The 16,274-nt window shown below is 62.3% G+C and carries 17 protein-coding genes; 7 read left to right on the forward strand and 10 right to left on the reverse strand.

Translation table 11 applies throughout. The features are described from left to right. Positions 1-136: 136 nt before the first annotated feature. Both ISX84_RS03245 and ISX84_RS03250 read right to left on the reverse strand, forming a co-directional pair. Complete coding sequence (locus tag ISX84_RS03245; protein WP_195818874.1) at positions 137-979, reverse strand: amidohydrolase family protein; 843 nt, start codon at positions 977-979, stop codon at positions 137-139. Beyond that, entirely contained in the window at positions 976-2,004 is a 1,029-nt protein-coding gene (locus ISX84_RS03250) for an aldo/keto reductase (RefSeq protein WP_229884047.1), read from the reverse strand. Before ISX84_RS03250 ends, ISX84_RS03245 begins: the two co-directional genes overlap by 4 nt. Before the next feature lie 97 nt (positions 2,005-2,101). Between ISX84_RS03250 and ISX84_RS03255 the strand changes: the two genes are divergently transcribed. The 3 genes from ISX84_RS03255 to ISX84_RS03265 are packed head-to-tail and all read left to right on the forward strand — an operon-like array spanning position 2,102 to position 5,477. Continuing rightward, entirely contained in the window at positions 2,102-2,902 is an 801-nt protein-coding gene (locus tag ISX84_RS03255; RefSeq protein WP_195818875.1) for a BtpA/SgcQ family protein, read from the forward strand. 23 nt (positions 2,903-2,925) lie between these two features. Beyond that, positions 2,926-3,993, forward strand: coding sequence for a M42 family metallopeptidase (locus tag ISX84_RS03260; RefSeq protein WP_229884048.1), 1,068 nt, complete (start codon positions 2,926-2,928; stop codon positions 3,991-3,993). Continuing rightward, a complete protein-coding gene (locus ISX84_RS03265; protein ID WP_195818877.1) occupies positions 3,993-5,477 on the forward strand; it encodes an FGGY-family carbohydrate kinase in 1,485 nt (494 codons plus the stop codon). Before ISX84_RS03260 ends, ISX84_RS03265 begins: the two co-directional genes overlap by 1 nt. Here ISX84_RS03265 and ISX84_RS03270 read toward each other — a convergent pair. From ISX84_RS03270 to ISX84_RS03290, 5 genes are all read right to left on the reverse strand, one after another. Continuing rightward, positions 5,474-5,827, reverse strand: coding sequence for a DUF1428 domain-containing protein (locus ISX84_RS03270; RefSeq protein WP_195818878.1), 354 nt, complete (start codon positions 5,825-5,827; stop codon positions 5,474-5,476). The two genes, ISX84_RS03265 and ISX84_RS03270, sit on opposite strands and share 4 nt — an antisense overlap. Before the next feature lie 173 nt (positions 5,828-6,000). Then, positions 6,001-6,915, reverse strand: a complete 915-nt coding sequence (locus ISX84_RS03275) for a carbohydrate ABC transporter permease (protein ID WP_195818879.1) — start codon at positions 6,913-6,915, stop codon at positions 6,001-6,003. Further along, positions 6,912-8,015, reverse strand: a complete 1,104-nt coding sequence (locus ISX84_RS03280) for a carbohydrate ABC transporter permease (RefSeq protein ID WP_195818880.1) — start codon at positions 8,013-8,015, stop codon at positions 6,912-6,914. Before ISX84_RS03280 ends, ISX84_RS03275 begins: the two co-directional genes overlap by 4 nt. Before the next feature lie 106 nt (positions 8,016-8,121). Then, positions 8,122-8,520 carry a GFA family protein gene (locus ISX84_RS23525; protein ID WP_195818881.1) on the reverse strand — a complete coding sequence of 133 codons (399 nt, stop codon included), beginning with the start codon at positions 8,518-8,520 and terminating at the stop codon, positions 8,122-8,124. Positions 8,521-8,698: 178 nt separating this feature from the next. Beyond that, entirely contained in the window at positions 8,699-10,357 is a 1,659-nt protein-coding gene (locus tag ISX84_RS03290) for a twin-arginine translocation signal domain-containing protein (RefSeq protein ID WP_195818882.1), read from the reverse strand. 217 nt (positions 10,358-10,574) lie between these two features. Here ISX84_RS03290 and ISX84_RS03295 point away from each other — a divergent pair, with 217 nt between their 5' ends. From ISX84_RS03295 to rbsK, 4 genes are read left to right on the forward strand one after another with little or no spacing between them, the layout of a single operon-like run. Then, a complete protein-coding gene (locus ISX84_RS03295; RefSeq protein ID WP_195818883.1) occupies positions 10,575-11,624 on the forward strand; it encodes an ABC transporter ATP-binding protein in 1,050 nt (349 codons plus the stop codon). Positions 11,625-11,627: 3 nt separating this feature from the next. After that, positions 11,628-12,278, forward strand: a complete 651-nt coding sequence (locus ISX84_RS03300; RefSeq protein ID WP_195818884.1) for an SGNH/GDSL hydrolase family protein — start codon at positions 11,628-11,630, stop codon at positions 12,276-12,278. A gap of 19 nt (positions 12,279-12,297) precedes the next feature. Then, on the forward strand, positions 12,298-12,747 hold the full coding sequence (locus ISX84_RS03305) for an RbsD/FucU family protein (protein ID WP_195818885.1): 450 nt from the start codon (positions 12,298-12,300) through the stop codon (positions 12,745-12,747). 3 nt (positions 12,748-12,750) lie between these two features. After that, positions 12,751-13,659, forward strand: coding sequence for a ribokinase (gene rbsK, locus ISX84_RS03310; protein WP_195818886.1), 909 nt, complete (start codon positions 12,751-12,753; stop codon positions 13,657-13,659). 53 nt (positions 13,660-13,712) lie between these two features. On the opposite strand, the gene modC is transcribed toward rbsK, so the two are convergent. The 3 genes from modC to modA are packed head-to-tail and all read right to left on the reverse strand — an operon-like array spanning position 13,713 to position 16,248. Further along, positions 13,713-14,825: a molybdenum ABC transporter ATP-binding protein gene (modC, locus tag ISX84_RS03315; protein WP_195818887.1), complete on the reverse strand. Its 1,113-nt coding sequence runs from the start codon at positions 14,823-14,825 to the stop codon at positions 13,713-13,715. Continuing rightward, complete coding sequence (gene modB, locus ISX84_RS03320; protein ID WP_195818888.1) at positions 14,822-15,517, reverse strand: molybdate ABC transporter permease subunit; 696 nt, start codon at positions 15,515-15,517, stop codon at positions 14,822-14,824. Before modB ends, modC begins: the two co-directional genes overlap by 4 nt. Continuing rightward, positions 15,514-16,248 (reverse strand): molybdate ABC transporter substrate-binding protein, encoded by a 735-nt coding sequence (modA, locus tag ISX84_RS03325; RefSeq protein ID WP_229884049.1) that lies wholly within the window; start codon positions 16,246-16,248, stop codon positions 15,514-15,516. The genes modB and modA overlap by 4 nt, the downstream gene beginning before the upstream one ends. Between the last annotated feature and the right edge of the window lie 26 nt (positions 16,249-16,274).

Raw genomic sequence — 16,274 nt, forward strand, 5'->3', positions numbered from 1 at the left:
GCCAAGATATCGCAGCGACCCAGACCGTGGTGTTCCACGCCCTCTCTGGCCAGTGATCCGACGCCGGTGATTGCCGCGCGCCACAGGATGCCGCCTTGCCGGGTGAATGTCAGGCCCGGTGGCCGGTTCTGCGGGCCTAGCGCAGGTAGTAAAACCGCCTGGCACTGCCGCCGAATACCTCCGCACGCTCGGTGTCGGACAGATGCGCCGTCAGGGCCTGCGCGATGTCGTGCCAGTGGTCGTATTCAGCCTGCAACCGGCAGACCGGCCAGTCCGACCCCCACATCACACGCGACGGGCCGAAGACCTCAAGCACATGATGCGCAAAGGGGCGCAGATCGCTGAGCTGCCAGCCGTCCTGGGCCTCGGTGACCATGCCGGAGAACTTGCAGAAGGCCTGCGTATCCTCGGCAAGGCGTCGCATGCCGTCTGCCCAGGTCGAGAACGCGTCATCTCCCGCCATGGCGTCGCGGATTTTCGGTTTCATCACGTGATCGATCACCACGCGCATCATCGGGTAGCGCGTCAGCAGACGGTGGAAATTCGGCAAATGCTGCGGAAAGCCCAAGGCGTCGAAGGTCAGGTTCAGATCGATGAGCGCACGGTAAGCCCATTGCACATCGTCGCGCAGCATCCAATCCACATCCGGAATGTCCTGGATCATCGGGCGCACGCCGAGGAACTTCGGGTGTTTGGCCAGCCGTTTCAAGGTGGTCAGTTGGCCTTCATCCTCAAAATCGATCCACCCCACGACCCCTTTGACACTGGGCGTCGCATCGGCAATCCCCAGCATGTATTCGGTTTCCTGCACCGTTGCCGCAGCCTGTACAAGCACGGTGCCGTCGATCTGCTGGCGCGCCAGCGACGGCGCCAGATCGGCGGGCACATAGCTGCGGTTCAGAGTCGGATTGTCCTGCGGCATCCAGTCGTAATCACCGCGCGCGGGCTGCCAGTAATGCTGGTGCGCGTCGATCTTCACGTCGGCGCATCCTCCCGCATCAGGCCCTTCGCCTTCAGGTCGTCCCAAAGGGCGGCGGGGATTTCGGCCTGTGCCGCCTGCAGGTTTGCCTGCATCTCGGACACGCCCTGACCGCCGGGGATCACCGCCACATGCGCCGGGTGCAGCAGCGGGAACTGGAAGGCGGCATCCACCATGCGCACGCCGTGATCTTTGCAAACCGCCTCGATGGCGTTCACCCGGTCGATGATGTGCTGCGGGGCCAGGTCGTAATTGTAATAGGCGCCGGGTTTTGCACCCGTGGCGAGAATGCCGGAATTGTAGGGCCCGCCGGTCACGATCCCGATGCCGCGGCTTTCGCAAAGCGGCAGGAAAGAGTTCAGCGCCTCCTGTTCCAGCAGCGTATAGCGCCCGGCCAGCAGGAAGAGGTCGAAATCTCCGCGTTCGGCCAGCGTCTGGCAGACCTCCCATTCATTGATGCCGCCGCCGATGGCCTGGATCATCCCCTGATCGCGCAGGCTGACCATTGCGTCATAGCCGCGCCCGCCAAAGAATTCCTCGATCCGCATGTCCGAGATTTCCTTGGAGCCATGGCTGAAGATGCACAAATCATGCACGTAGAGGATGTCGATCCGGTCCACGCCAAGCCGCGAGAAGGAGTGTTCGACCGACCGCATGACCCCATCATAAGTATAGTCATACTGCTCGCGTCTTTGCGGCACCTCGAACCACTTGCCCACGCCGGAGCGATGTTCAGGCGCGCAGTGCTGCATCAGCCGCCCGACCTTGGAGGACAACACATATTCATCCCGTGGCTTGCCCCGCAGGAAAGGGTTCAACCGCGTCTCTGCCAGCCCCATGCCATAAAGCGGCGCGGTGTCAAAATAGCGCACACCGCCGTCCCAGGCGGCATCCAGCGTGGCGCGGGCGTCTTCGTCCGAAATCGCGCGGTAAAGATTGCCCAGCGGAGCGGTGCCGAACCCCAGTTCGGTGAAGGTCACACCGCCATTTTCGATCCGATCCCAATGCCTTGTCTTCAGTGCCATGCCGGCCTCCCACTTCTGTTGGCGCTACCATAAACCAGTTTCCCTTTGCGTGAACAGGTCACAAAACCTAAGCTCGGACACAAAAGGGAGAGGGTGCATGACCGAACGGTTCCGGACGGTTTTCCAAACAGAAAAGCCGGTGACTGCCATGGTGCATCTGGGCGCTTTGCCCGGCAGCCCGCTTTACGATCCGGCGGTCGATCTGGTGGCTGCGGCCCGCGCCGATCTGCAGGCCTTGCAGGACGCGGGCTTTGATGCGGTGATGTTCGGGAATGAGAACGACCGACCCTATGAATTTACCGTTGATCCGGCCTCCTCTGCGATGATGGCCTTTGTGATCGGGCAGCTGCGCAATGAAATCACGGTGCCTTTCGGTGTGAACATGCTCTGGGATCCGATGGCGAGCGTCGCGGTGGGGGCCACCACCGGCGCCGGATTTATCCGGGAGATTTTCACGGGCACCTATGCCTCCGACATGGGGGTCTGGTCGCCGGATGCAGGCAAGGCGATGCGGTATCGCGATAGGCTGGGCCGGTCTGACATGGCGATGCTGTTCAACATATCCGCCGAGTTTGCTCATTCGCTGGACACGCGGCCCTTGCCCGACCGGGCGCGGTCAGCGGTGTTTTCGTCGATCCCGGACGCGGTGCTGGTCTCCGGCCAGATCACCGGCGAGGCGGCAGCGCTCTCTGATCTCGAAGCGGTGAAGGCCGTGCTGCCCGACACGCCCGTGCTGGCCAATACCGGCGTGAAACACGATACAGTGGCGGATGTTTTGAACGTGGCCGACGGCTGCATTGTCGGCTCTTCGTTGAAACGGGACGGCGACACATGGAACGCGGTTGATCCGGAACGGGCGGCTGATTTCATGAACCGCGTTCGGGCCGCACGCGGATGACCGGGCGGATCAAAGAAGACCTGATGCAGCTCATGCAGGTGCCGGGGCTTTCGGGGCACGAGGATCGCGTCCGACGTGCAATTGCTGCCCGTCTTGACGCTATGGGGCACACCGCCCAGACCGATGTGCTTGGTAACTTGTGGGTCACCGTCGAGGGCGAGGGTCCGGCAGTGATGCTTTTCACTCATATGGATCAGCTGGGCTTCATCCTGCGCAAGATCGAAGACAACGGGCTTTTGCGGTTGGAACGTCTGGGCGGGGTGCCGGAACGTGCGCTGGCCGCACAGGAGGTGCTGATCTGTCTGGGCGAGGGTCGTGATATCCGCGGTGTGATTGCCAACAAGAGCCATCACGCCACGCGCCCGGATGAGAAATACACCGTGGTGCCCTACGCTGAGTTTTTTGTCGATGCGGGGTTCGCCAGCAGGGAGGCCGCAGAGGCGGCTGGCCTCCGCATCGGGGCCCCGGTGGTCTATGCGCCGCACGCCGTTGAACTGGCCGGCGGTCGTGTCAGCGGGACCAGCGTCGATGACCGCGCAGGCTGCGCCGTACTGCTCGACGTTGCGGCCCAGCTTGCAAGGCGCGACAGCGGTCCGCCCGTGCATCTCTGTTTCACCGTGCAGGAGGAGTTCAACCTGCGGGGCGCGCAACCCTTGGCGCAACGCCTTCAGCCCGACATCGCGATCCAGATCGACCTGATGCTGGCCAGCGACACCCCTGATATGGCCGCGCGCGGCGAGATGGCGCTGGGGCAGGGGCCGGGCATGAGCCTCTACAGCTTTCATGGGCGCGGGACCCTGAACGGTGTGATCCCGCATCCGGCACTTGTGCGCCTCGCCGAGGACAGCGCCGCCGCTGTCGCACTGCCGCTGCAACGTTCGGCGCAGACCGGCGTGTTGACCGATCTGAGCTATGTGCAGCTGGTAGGCGACGGCGTGGCAAGCCTCGATCTGGGGTTTCCCATGCGCTATTCACACTCGGCACGCGAAATGTGCGACCTCAAGGACCTCGCGGATTTGTCGCAGTTGCTGCAGGCGATGCTGGCGCGGATTACCCCTGAATTTTCACTGAACCGGGATGACTATACCTGATGGCATATACGCTTGGCATCGACATCGGGACCTATGAGACCAAGGGGGTGTTGGTCGATTTCGAGGGTGGCATTGTTGCCCAGGCCGCGCGGGGTCACCAGATGCTGGTGCCGCAGCCCGGCTGGGCCGAGCACCGCCCCGAAGAGGATTGGTGGGGCGATTTCATCTACGTCTGCCAGGCCCTGCTGCGGGACAGCTGCGTCGATCCGCGTGACATCAAGGCCGTCGCCTGCAGCGCCATCGGACCCTGCATGCTACCGGTGGATGCGGAGGGCACACCGCTGATGAACGGCGTGCTTTACGGTGTCGATGGCCGCGCCGAGGCCGAGGTGCGGGAGCTGACCGATCGCATTGGCGAAGACGTGCTGATCGCCCGTTGTGGTAACGCGCTGACCTCGCAGTCGGTCGGGCCCAAAATTCTCTGGCTCAAGCGCCACCGCCCGGAGCTCTACGCCCAGACCGCCCATGTCCTCACCTCCACCAGCTTTCTTGTGCAGCGGCTCACCGGCGAGGTGGTGATCGACCACTACACAGCCGCCAATTTCGCGCCGCTCTACGATGTGGATACGCAAACCTGGGCCGACGATCTCGCCGACGATATCCTGCCGCTCGACAAACTCCCGCGCCTGCTGTGGTCAGGTGAGGTCGCCGGGTGCATCACCCCGGCTGCCGCCGCGGAGACCGGTCTCGCGCCCGGCACGCCCGTAACCGCCGGGACCATCGACGCCGCCGCCGAAGCGTTTTCCGTTGGTGTAGATCGTCCCGGTGATATGATGATGATGTACGGCTCGACCATCTTTATCATTCTGCGCGCAGCCGAACGCGTCGCCGATCCGCGTATCTGGTATGCGCCCTGGCTATTCGACGGAGAGCACGCCTCCATGGCCGGCCTCGCCACCTCCGGTACCCTGACCCATTGGTTCCGCGACCAGATCGCGCGCGATCTTGACCCCGCCGATGCTTTTCAGGCACTCGCCAACGAGGCCGCCGCGTCACCGCCCGGTGCGAATGGCCTTCTGCAACTGCCGTATTTCTCCGGCGAACGCACCCCGATCCACGACGTCCATGCCAAGGGCGCGCTTTTCGGCCTGAACCTCACCCACACCCGCGGCGACATGTATCGCGCGCTGATCGAAGGCATCGCCTACGGCACGCGCCATGTGACCGACACCTTTGCGGAACTCGGCCACGCACCTGAACGCCTTCTGGCTGTGGGTGGTGGGACGAAGAATGCCCTGTGGCTGCAGGCGACCTCTGATATCACAGGGATCGATCAGGTGGTTTGCGAGAAAACCACGGGAGCCAGCTACGGTGATGCTTTCCTCGCGGCCCTTGCCATCGGGGGTGTTGCTCGCGAGGATATCGTACAGTGGAATCCCGTTGCCGAAACCATCACCGCCACCCCCTGCGTGGTGTATGAAACAGGCTATCGTCTCTTCCGTCGCCTTTACGAGCAGACGAAAGACATCGCCCGCGTGCTCTAGGTTTCCAGGATTGTCTCGAACCCGCCAAAGATGAGGCGCGCGCCGTCAAAGGGCATCGGGTTGGCCTCTGGCGACATATCCGGGTCCTCCATGATCTTTGCCCAGCCCGCGTCGCGCACCTCTTTCGACGGCCAGACCACCCAGGAAAACACGACCGTCTCATCGTCGCCGCAGTGCACGGCCTGCGGAAAGGATGTCACCTCGCCCGGCGGCACATCATCGCCCCAGTTCTCGACGGTCTTCAGCGCGCCATGTCGTTTGAAGACTTCGCTCGAGATCCGCGAATGCTTGAGATAGTCCTGCTTTTTGCTACTGGGCACTGCCGCCACGAAGCCATCCACATATGACATGATCGACCCTCCTTTACTGGGCAAAGCTTAGCACGCATCAGATGAGATGGGGAGGTCCGGTGGCCCGCCCGGCCCAAGGGCCGGGCGGGCCACCGGACCGGAGCGCCAGCGCAAGGCAGGCCGCGCCCAGGCGCGGCCTGCCTTGCGCTGGCGCCGCTCGCTGCACCGTGGGTTCATTTGACTGCGCCCGCGGCCATGCCTTTGATGATGTATTTCTCCAGAAAGATGGCCACGATGATTAGCGGCAGAATCGCGGCGGAGGATAAAGCTGCCATCGACCACCAGTTGATGCCCTGACTGCCGGTCTGGCTTGCCACCATCACTGGCAAAGTGGTGGCATTGGTCGAGGTCAGCAGGGCGGCGAAGAAGTATTCGTTCCAACAGAGCACAAGGCTCAGGATGAAGGCAGCGACCATGCCCGGCAGGGCGATCGGCAGCACAATCTGCAAGAACGCGCCCCAGATGCCCAACCCGTCGACCAGCGCGGCTTCTTCCAACTCCACTGGAATGCCCTGAAACTGATCGCGCATGATCCAGATCACGATGGGCAGCACCATCAGCGTATAGAGCAGGATCAGCCCAATGCGGCTGTCGAGCAGATCAAGCGAGCGGTAGAGCACCAGAAACGGCAGGGCCAGCACCACCGGTGGCAGGATCATCTGGCTGAGGAAAAAGAAAGAGATGTCGGAGTTACGCATGAACCCAAAGCGGTAGTTAAAGCGCGACAGGCCATAGGCCGCAAGCGAACCCAAAACCACCGCCAGTGTCGAGGCCGACACAGCCACCACAGCGGAGTTCCAGAAGCGTTTCAGGAATTCCTCACGCACGGTCGAGACCTCGCCGATGAGCCGTGGCGAGAGGCCCAGGCTCTCCCAGCCTTTCCATTTCGGCGTGTAGTCCACGAAGGGGATCATATTGCCGCGCATCACGTCGGGCGCTAGTTTGAAGGAGGTGGTGAGCGTCCAGTAGATCGGAAAGAGGCAGATGAAGGCCCAGAGGATCAGCGCCCCATAGATCGCCACCCGGCTGGACCACCATTTGACCTGCACCTTGCGGCTGGCGGCATCATCTTTGAAAATCGCGCTCATGCCGGGCGCTCCATCCAGCGGCTCACCAGTTTCAAAAGCGCGGTGATGAAGAGGATGATCAGCACCAGATAGACCATGGCCAGCAGCGTGCCGTAGCCCACGTTCGAGCGGTCGCGATACTCGCGGAAGATGAAGCTAGTGACACTGTCGGTGGCCCCGCCCGGGCCGCCGGAGGTCACGTTGATGATGATGTCGGCCAGCTTCAGCTTGAAGATGATGCGGATGACGATGGCGGTGACCGAGACGGGCAGCATCAGTGGAAAGATCACCTCCTTGAAACTCTGCCAGCCGCTGGCGCCATCGACCTTGCTGGCCTCGATCACCTCGCGCGGCAGGGCCTGCAGGCCCGCCAGCAGCATGATCATCATGAAGGGGATGAAGGTCCAGGCGTCCATCGCCATGATCATGAAGCGGGCCATCTCCGGTGTGCCGAAGAAACTCGGTTCAAACCCCATCTCCCGCACCAGCCGTGACACCGGGCCAAAGCGCACCTCCAACATCGACTTGCCGACCATCCAGGAGACGGCGACCGGGCTGAGCATCAAGGGCAGCAGAAAGACCACGCGAAAGAACTTGCGCGCCCGGATTTGTGCGTTCAGCAGCAGGGCGAGGCCAAAGGCGATCACGTATTCCACGCTCACCGCAGCCACGTAATAGACCATGTTTTTCAAAGCGTTCCAATAAAACGCATCTCCCCACATCTGCCGCATATTGTCCCAGCCGTTGGGCTGCGCACCGTCGAGCGAGGCGAGGTTCCAATCGGTGAAGGAAATATAGAGCGCAAAGAGCAGCGGGAAGACCACGAGGCTGATCACAAAGAGCGCGGCAGGCAGCACGAAGAGCGTGCGCTTGCCCTTCTCCCCGTTCACGATCACCTGCGCAGCACAGAGGCAGGTGGCCCAGAGCAGATAGGCAAAGAGCACCGGTCGCCATGTGGTAAACCCGACATCCAGACGCCCGGCGTCATGAGCAAACTGCAGCGTCGCCAAAAGCGCAAAGAGCGCAGCAGACCCCCAGACCATCCCGCGCCCCACACGTCTGCGCCTGTCAGAAATATCATCCGCCGTAACGGTGTGCAGCAGATCGCCTTCGATGTTCATGACCAGACGTTAGCGAGGATGGCCGCAGCTGTTAAGGAGGAAATGCACTATTGTGGTTTCCACGGGCGGGCGTCGGCCCGTCGCTCAAAATGGGCTGGCTTTGTGCCTAGGTTTTTGCGCCGGAAACGGTGACGGTCCACCACTTTGGCCGCCCGCCTTTGTAGGAATGGGCGAGAGGCATGAGTTCCTTGCGGTTCGTTTTGTCGAACACGCCCAAGAGCAATACGACGGTCGGAGCGTCATCTATGGCGCCCAATGTGCTGCCACAAGTCGGGCAAAAGGCGCGGGTGGATTTTTCTGATGAACGATAGGTTGACGGTGGGCCGCCCGGTCCTGTCCAGGAGATTGCGTCCTTTGGAAACTCTACCCAGACGGTGGTCAGCGCGCCGCTATGACGCTGACACATTTTACATGAACATGTGTGGGGGTTAAGCGCCGGGCCTTGGGCGTCGAACCGAATGGACCCGCAGAGACAGCCGCCGGAATGGATCATGTTCCGTGCCATTGCTCATCCCCTCGATATCTTCCGTTTCCGAATGCGTGCCGTCGCATTCTCCCTTGCCCTTTGACTAAAGGACCAAAGCGATCCAGCGTCAATCACGGGCACTTCCTGCACAATCCCTATGCCCAGACGTGCGGAAAACGCGACCTGACAGGCGCGTTTCCCAGATTTTTCAACAGTTTCAGAGCCCGAGCGACGCCTTGTAAAGTGCGATCTGGTTCTCGCGACCAATTTGATCGGTGATCTTTTCCCAGGCCGCCGCGATGGCATCTGCCGTTTCCTGAGCGGAGCCGTATTGACCGGCATAGCCCTTGGCCAACTCGTCCTCGGCCACCGAGTAATATTGGAAGATGCCGGGAATGCGGGGTTCAATCGCCGCATTGGGGTGGTTGTAGCTGTCAGCGTTCGAGCTGAGGTAATCCTCCACAAAGGCCCGGTCATATCCGGCCTCTTCCCACTCATCATAGTTGAAGTGCGACTGCCGGTAGGGTTGGAAACCCGACGGGTAGGCGGAGGCCCAGAGCGACAGGTCCTTGCCCCCCAAATGGGCCGCTGCGGACCAGGCCGCCTTCTTCTTCTTCTCGTCGCTGTCCACCGTCGCCATGACGTAGATGCCCCAGCCGATATAGGCGTTGTTGGGCGACACATTGGGCGTCTCTTCCCACGCACCTGTTTGCGAATTCCAGACCTTGGCGGAGCCGGGGTTGATGTCGAACCCAACCACATCGCCGACTACGGAGGTGTCGGAGGTGCGTGCCGAGGAGCCCACATCGCCCCACCAGTTCAGCATACCGCCGGTGCCTGCAAGGAATTGCTGGAAAGCGGTGGTGCCGGGGTCGGCGTTGATCTGATCGGCGGGATAGGCGTCTGCCGCGATCAGGTCCATCACATCCTGAATGGCCTGCACAAAGGCGGGGTTGTTCACACGCGGTTTCATGGTGTCCGGATCAAAAAGCCACGCCGGATCATCCGGGTGCTTGGCATAAGGAGCGGCACGGTTTTCAAGGAAGTAGAAACCAAACCCGCCCCAGCCTTTCAGCGGATCAAGATAGCCATGCGCATCAAGGCCCGTCAGCGGATCGGTCTTGCCGACGAGGAACTTGGACTGCGCGTTGACTTCCTCCCAGGTGGTTGGCTGTGCCCAGGGCGTGGTATTGCCCGCATCGGCCCAGGCCTGCGCCAGTTCTTCGCTTTCGTAGTAGTCCTTACGATACGCAAACGTATGGGTGTCGCCATCGATGGAGACGCGGTAGGTCTTGCCGTCCCAGGTACCCACGGGCGCCTTGAGGTAATCCACATAGTCATCCATGTCGATCTGGTCTCTGACCCAATCGGGCATTTCCGAGGCCATGCCGCGTCCCAGAACATCACCCTCAAAGGGCGCGCCCATCTCGATGATGTCAAAATCCACCGTGCCCGTTGCAATCGACTGCTGCAGCCGCGCGTTGTAGTCGGCCTGTGCGAGGTCGATCCAGTTGATCTTGGCACCGGTGTAGGCCTCCCAGGGTTTTAGGAATCCGCGGAACAGGAAGTTGTGCAGGTTCTGGTTGTTGAGCCCCATGAAGGTCAGCTCGACACCGGCCAATTCGCCTTCGGCAACGTTTTCCTTGGTGGCGCCAAGGCACATCTCGCCCACTTTCTGCCAGTCGCTGTCGGTGGGGGAACCGGCGCCCACGCCGGGGATCTTAAGGATCTCGGCGCGCACGTTGCCGTGCCCGTCGGCATAGGCTGCAGCCTTGGGCATCATTGCGACAGCCCCCACCGCGGCGGTGCCTTTGAGCATCTGCCTGCGGTTCATTTTCTGCGCCGCCTTGATGTAGTTATAAAGGTCAACTTTCATATCCATCCTCCCGGGACCTGATGATACTCTCTTGTCCATGGGCAGATATTTGGACGCGCGTTTTTATCTGCATTTTTGATCAGCAGCGCCCTGTGATCCCCCCACAAGATTTCACTATGGGCGAGATTAACCTTAAGTCAACAAAAGCTGTAAACCGGGCGTGGACAAGGCAAATTCCTTTCTCTAGCATCAAAAATCGAGGGCGGGGGGACATCGCATGGCAGGCGTCACAATTCAGGACATCAAGAAATCCTATGGCGCCGTCGAGGTTATTCACGGGGTGAATGTCGATATCGCCGATGGTGAATTCGTGGCGCTTGTCGGTCCCTCGGGCTGTGGAAAATCGACGCTGCTGCGCATGATTGCGGGGCTGGAGCCGATCAATGGCGGCACCATCGCCATCGGTGACCGGGTGGTGAACAATCTGCCGCCGGCGCAGCGGGATATCGCGATGGTGTTTCAGACCTACGCGCTTTATCCGCACAAGTCGGTTGCTGCAAATATGGGCTTCGCGCTCAAGGTCGCGCGTGCCGACAAGGCCGAGATCGATCGCCGGGTGAGAGAGGCTGCCGAAATCCTGAGCCTGACCGAATATCTGGACCGCAAACCGCGGCATCTGTCGGGTGGGCAACGCCAGCGCGTGGCAATGGGGCGGGCAATCGTGCGTGATCCGCAGGTGTTCCTTTTTGATGAGCCGCTGTCCAATCTGGACGCCAAGCTGCGCATACAGATGCGTACGGAAATCAAGGAGCTGCACCAGCGGCTTAAGACCACGACCGTCTTTGTGACCCATGATCAGATCGAGGCGATGACGCTGGCAGACCGGATCGTGGTGATGCAGGCGGGCCGGATCGAACAGATCGGCACACCGCTGGAGCTTTATGACAACCCGGCCAATGAGTTCGTGGCCACCTTCATTGGTGCGCCATCAATGAACCTGATGTATGGCAGCCTTACGAAAGGGGTGGTCAATCTGGCCGGGCATTCCGTTGCGCTGCCGGGTGTCGAGGGGGTCGGACAGGTGCGCTTGGGGGTGCGGCCGGAACATCTGGCGTTGTCCAGCGAAGGCAAGGGGCTGCCGATGCAGGTCAAGGTGGTGGAGCCGACCGGGTCGGAAACCATGGTGTTCCTGACCTTCGACGGACGCGATGTGACGGCGGTGTTTCGTGAACGTCACGCCTTTGCACCGGGAGACATCATCCATCTGACGCCTGATCCGCATCACCTGCATTGCTTTGACGCCGCGACCGGTCAGCGGATCGGATAAGCGATGTCGCCGCGCACCGTTCTTTGTTTCGGGGACAGCAATACCCATGGGACCTGTGCGATGCGCTTCGCCGGAGACCGGCGGAGGCTGCCGAAGGAGATGCGCTGGCCCAGTTGCATGGCGGAGGGTTTGGGCCCGGACTGGGATGTTGTCGCGGAAGGTCACCCTGGCCGCACAGCTGTTTTTGACGACCCCATCGAGGGGTCGCACAAAAACGGGCAGGCTGCGCTGCCGGTGCTCCTGGAGACGCATCGCCCCATCGATCTGGTGATCGTGATGCTGGGGACCAATGACCTCAAGGCCCGGTTCAACCAGTCCGCCCATGACATCGCGCTGGGGGTGCAGCGGCTTGTGCGCGATATCGCGGCTTGCGATAGCGGGCCGGACGGCAGCGACCCGCAGGTTCTGGTAGCAGCACCGGCTGTGGTCCGGGAAACCGGGGCGCTGGCCGCGACTTTTACCGGTGCGGAGGCGAAGTCTGCGCTGGTGCCTGAGCTACTGGTCGCGATGGCGGAGCGGCAAGGCGTGCATTTTACGGACGTGAACGCCGTTGCTCGGGTGGACCCGGTGGATGGTATCCATCTGACGGCAGAGGCGCATGCTGCAATTGGTGCCGCGATGGCGCAAGCTGTGCTACGCATTTTCAAAGACTGACAAAGGAAGGACGCAAGACATGCTCAAAGGACTGGATCCGATCCTGAACGCGGATGTGCTCTATGCATTGCGCGCGATGGGCCATGGCGACGATCTGATCATTGCCGATACCAATTTCCCCTCCGATAGCGTGGCGCGGGAAACCGTCTTGGGCGAGGTGTTGCGCATCGACCGCCCGGCGGCGGAAGTGGTGCGGGCCGTGCTCTCGGTCTACCCGATTGACACATTTGTCGAGGATGCCGCCGCACGGATGGAAGTGGTGGGGGAACCTGACACGATCCTGCCGGTAATGCAGGAGGCGCAAGCCGAAGTGGATGCCGTCGAAGGGCCCACGATGCTGGGGATCGAACGGTTTGCCTTTTACGACCGGGCCAAGCAGGCCTATGCGGTGATCCAGACCGGGGAGCGGCGGTTTTACGGCTGCTTTGCCCTGCGCAAGGGCGTGGTGCCGCCGGAGGCAGAGGGCTGAGACATGGGGAAGGTCGTCATCCTTGGGGTGTTTGTTGCGGATACCTCCTATCGGGCGGATCGGATGCCGCGCATGGGCGAGACCATTCTGGGCAACAGTTTCGCGCTGGGCCCGGGGGGCAAGGGCTCCAATCAGGCGGTGGCCTGCGCGCGCATTGGTGCCGACACACATATGATCTCCAAGCTTGGGCAGGATGATTTTGCCAAGCTCGCGCTTGACACCTGGGCGGAGGCCGGGGTGACGCCCCATGCGGATCAGATCAGCGAGAGCTATACCGGGGCGGCCTATATCTTTGTCGAGGAAAGCTCAGGCGATAACGCCATCATCGTGGCACCGGGCGCGGCGGCCCTGATGGACACCGCCGATATTGACGCGCGTGCTGAGCTGATCAAAAGCGCGGATGTGTTTGTCACGCAGCTGGAGCAGCCGATGCCTGCCGCCCTGCACGCATTGGGCATTGCGCGGGCGGCGGGGGTGACAACCATCCTCAACCCGGCCCCGGCGGCGACCCTGCCGGAGGGGATGCTGGCGCTGTGTGACTACGTGACGCCGAATGAGACCGAATGCGAGGCCTTGACCGGGATCAGCGTCGAGACGGAAGCGGACGCGGAACGCGCCGCTGCGGCGCTTCGGACGCTTGGCGTTGGCACACCGATCATCACGATGGGAGAGCGTGGGGCTTATCTGGACGGGCATGGTCTGGTCCCGGCGGTCAAGGCAGGGCCCGTTGTAGAGACGACCGGTGCCGGGGATGCCTTCAACGGTGGATTTGCGGCAGCACTGGCGGAGGGCAAATCGCCGCTTGAGGCGGTGCAGATCGGCTGTGCTACGGCGGGGATTTCCGTGACCCGGCCCGGCACCGCGCCGTCGATGCCGGATCGGCGCGAGGTAGAGGCGCTGCTGGGCGCGTAGCTGCGGGCGGTTGCCTGCGGTTTTAGTTGAAAACGGGGGGGCTGCGGTCCCGGCTACTTGGCCTGTTGGTCTTGCGCGCGCGGGGTGTCGCTGATTGCGTCACGGGCGACCGAAACCGCCTTGAGCACTGCAAAGACCGGGGTGCCGGGTGCCAGCGCCAGCGCTTCGGCAGAACGCCGGGTGATCCGCGCCAGAAGGAGCGCCCCGCCAAAGGACAGCTGCACGATCACGCCTGGACCCGCCCCCCTGCGTATCTCTGTGACCGTTGTTTTCAGGACGTTGAGGGCAGAGATGCCGCGCGGCTCTTCGGTGGCCAACATGACGTCCTGCGCTTCGATCCAGACCCGCACGGCGGTGCCGGGGGGCTGATGAACGCGGGGCAGCAGCAAGGTCGCGCCTTCGGCCTCCAGCGTACTCAGCCCATCGGCGTGATGCGCCTGCACCCGTGCGTCGAGCATGGCACCTGCGGAGCGAACGCCAAGGGGGGTGATTGCCGGGTCGCTCATGACATCGGCTGCCGGACCCTGACGCGCCACGCGGCCACCTTCCAATGCGACGACCGTGGTGGCAATCCGCGCCACTTCCGCTGCTGCGTGGCTGACATAGAGGATCGGAATGCTGACCTCATCGCGCAGCCGTTCGAAATAGGGCAGGATTTCCGCCTTGCGTTGTTCGTCCAGAGCGGCCAGCGGCTCGTCTGCGAGGAGGATATGCGGGCTTGCCAGCAGCGCCCGGCCAATGGCGACACGTTGTTTTTCCCCCCCCGAAAGCCCCGCGGGCCTGCGGTTGAGCAGGTGACCAATGCCCAGCAGATCAACAATGCGCGCCATATCTTCGCGCGGGGCCTTTTTGGGGGCAAACCAGCGCCCGTAGCCAAGGTTCTGACGGACGGTCAGATGCGGAAACAGCCGCGCCTCCTGAAAGATATAGCCGACCCTGCGTTTATGAGGCGGCAGGTTCCGGCCCGTCGTGCTGTCCAGCATCACGGTGCCATCGCTGGCGATACGCCCCGCCTGCGGGGTTAGCAAGCCAGCCACGGCGTTGATGATGGTCGTTTTGCCTGCGCCGGATCGGCCAAAGAGCACGGTAATGCCGGTGGGCGCCTTGAAGGCGACATCCAGATCGAAGGCACCGAGGCGATGCTGCAGGGACACCGACAGCGTCATGTGCCGCGGACCTGTTGTGCCGCCCGGCGGGCCAGTGCTTCGGAGAGGAGCAGCGCGCTCATCGCGACCACGATGGAGACAATCACCAACCGCCAGACAGAGGTTTCACCCCCTGGCACCTGCAGGAAGGCGTAGATCGCCGAGGGCACGGTTTGCGTCTGGCCGGGGATGTTGGAGACAAAGGTGATGGTGGCGCCGAACTCTCCCATCGCCTTGGCAAAGGCCAGCACGGCGCCCGCAATCACGCCGGGTAGGATCAGCGGCAGCGTGATGGTTGCAAAGACCCACAGGCGCGAGGCCCCCAGCGTTGCGGCGGCCTCTTCCAGCTTCGGGTCCACCGCCTCGATCGACAGACGCATGGCCCGCACCATCAAGGGAAAGGCCATGACTGCCGCCGCCAATGCCGCTCCGGTCCAGCGGAAGGCAAAGACAATGCCAAAAGGCTCCAGAAGGCGCCCGACGGGCCCTTGCGTACCAAAGGTGGCCAGCAGCAGATAACCGGTGACCACCGGGGGCAGGATCAGCGGCAGATGCACCAGCCCGTTCAGCAGCTGTTTGCCGGGAAACTCACGGCGCGCGAGGATGTAGGCGATCCACAGGCCAACGGGCAGGCTGAAGAGCATTGCCCAGAAGGACACCTTCAGGGAAAGCGCAACGGCGCGCCATTCATCGGGGCCAAGCCAGTCTGTCACGGGCTGGCCTTTGGCAGGGTAAACCCCTGATCCTTGAAAAGGGCACGCGCGGTGGCTGTGTCCAGATGGTCCAGAAAGGCCTGACCACCTGCAGAGGTGCGCCCCTTGAGGAGCGCGGCGGGATAGCGAATGTCCGGATGGCTGTCAGGTGGGAAAATCCCAAGGACGTGCACCCGGGGTTCCGCCTGCGCATCACTGGCATAGACAATACCAAACGCCGCCTCACCCGCAGCCACAAGGGCCAGTGCGGCGCGCACGTTGTCGGTTTGCACGATCTGGGACGACAGCCTCTCCCAGAGGCCCATATGTGACAGGGCGGCCTTGGCATAGAGGCCGGCGGGCACGGCCTCGACCAGCGCCGTGGCGATACGTTCCGCGCCCAGGTGGTGGGTAAGGTTTTCACGGGTGAGCGCCAGAGGAGCACCCTCTGCGCCATGGGCGATCAGCACCAGCCGGTTGCCGATGATCTCTCGCCGCGTATCAGGCACCAGCGCCTGCCGGGCTTCCAGCCAATCCATCCACTCGCGATTTGCCGAGATGAAGACATCCGCAGGTGCACCCAACGAGATTTGCCGCGCCAGCAGCGAGCTGCCTGCGTAGGAGATCGACACACTGTAGTCGGTCTGTTCCATGAAGTCCGCAGCAATCTGATCCAGTGCCGTTTTCAAGCTGGCCGCGGCAAAAACCGTGACCTGTTCCGCCCGAGCGGGGCCAAGGAGCCCAAGCATCATGCAAACCACAAAGATCACCAGGGACC

The sequence above is a fragment of the Roseobacter sp. MH60115 genome (genome assembly GCF_015644665.1).
Taxonomy (GTDB): domain Bacteria; phylum Pseudomonadota; class Alphaproteobacteria; order Rhodobacterales; family Rhodobacteraceae; genus Roseobacter.

Coding starts and splice junctions, on each gene's coding strand:
- ISX84_RS03260 (WP_229884048.1), top strand. CDS start 2,926: ATGCAGCTCATGCAGGTGCCGGGGCTTTCGGGGCACGAGGATCGCGTC.
- ISX84_RS03265 (WP_195818877.1), top strand. CDS start 3,993: ATGGCATATACGCTTGGCATCGACATCGGGACCTATGAGACCAAGGGG.
- ISX84_RS23525 (WP_195818881.1), bottom strand. CDS start 8,520: ATGGCACGGAACATGATCCATTCCGGCGGCTGTCTCTGCGGGTCCATT.
- ISX84_RS03300 (WP_195818884.1), top strand. CDS start 11,628: ATGTCGCCGCGCACCGTTCTTTGTTTCGGGGACAGCAATACCCATGGG.
- ISX84_RS03270 (WP_195818878.1), bottom strand. CDS start 5,827: ATGTCATATGTGGATGGCTTCGTGGCGGCAGTGCCCAGTAGCAAAAAG.
- ISX84_RS03295 (WP_195818883.1), top strand. CDS start 10,575: ATGGCAGGCGTCACAATTCAGGACATCAAGAAATCCTATGGCGCCGTC.
- ISX84_RS03255 (WP_195818875.1), top strand. CDS start 2,102: ATGACCGAACGGTTCCGGACGGTTTTCCAAACAGAAAAGCCGGTGACT.
- ISX84_RS03290 (WP_195818882.1), bottom strand. CDS start 10,357: ATGAAAGTTGACCTTTATAACTACATCAAGGCGGCGCAGAAAATGAAC.
- modC (WP_195818887.1), bottom strand. CDS start 14,825: ATGACGCTGTCGGTGTCCCTGCAGCATCGCCTCGGTGCCTTCGATCTG.
- ISX84_RS03250 (WP_229884047.1), bottom strand. CDS start 2,004: ATGGCACTGAAGACAAGGCATTGGGATCGGATCGAAAATGGCGGTGTG.
- ISX84_RS03280 (WP_195818880.1), bottom strand. CDS start 8,015: ATGAACATCGAAGGCGATCTGCTGCACACCGTTACGGCGGATGATATT.
- rbsK (WP_195818886.1), top strand. CDS start 12,751: ATGGGGAAGGTCGTCATCCTTGGGGTGTTTGTTGCGGATACCTCCTAT.
- modA (WP_229884049.1), bottom strand. CDS start 16,248: ATGATGCTTGGGCTCCTTGGCCCCGCTCGGGCGGAACAGGTCACGGTT.
- ISX84_RS03275 (WP_195818879.1), bottom strand. CDS start 6,915: ATGAGCGCGATTTTCAAAGATGATGCCGCCAGCCGCAAGGTGCAGGTC.
- ISX84_RS03305 (WP_195818885.1), top strand. CDS start 12,298: ATGCTCAAAGGACTGGATCCGATCCTGAACGCGGATGTGCTCTATGCA.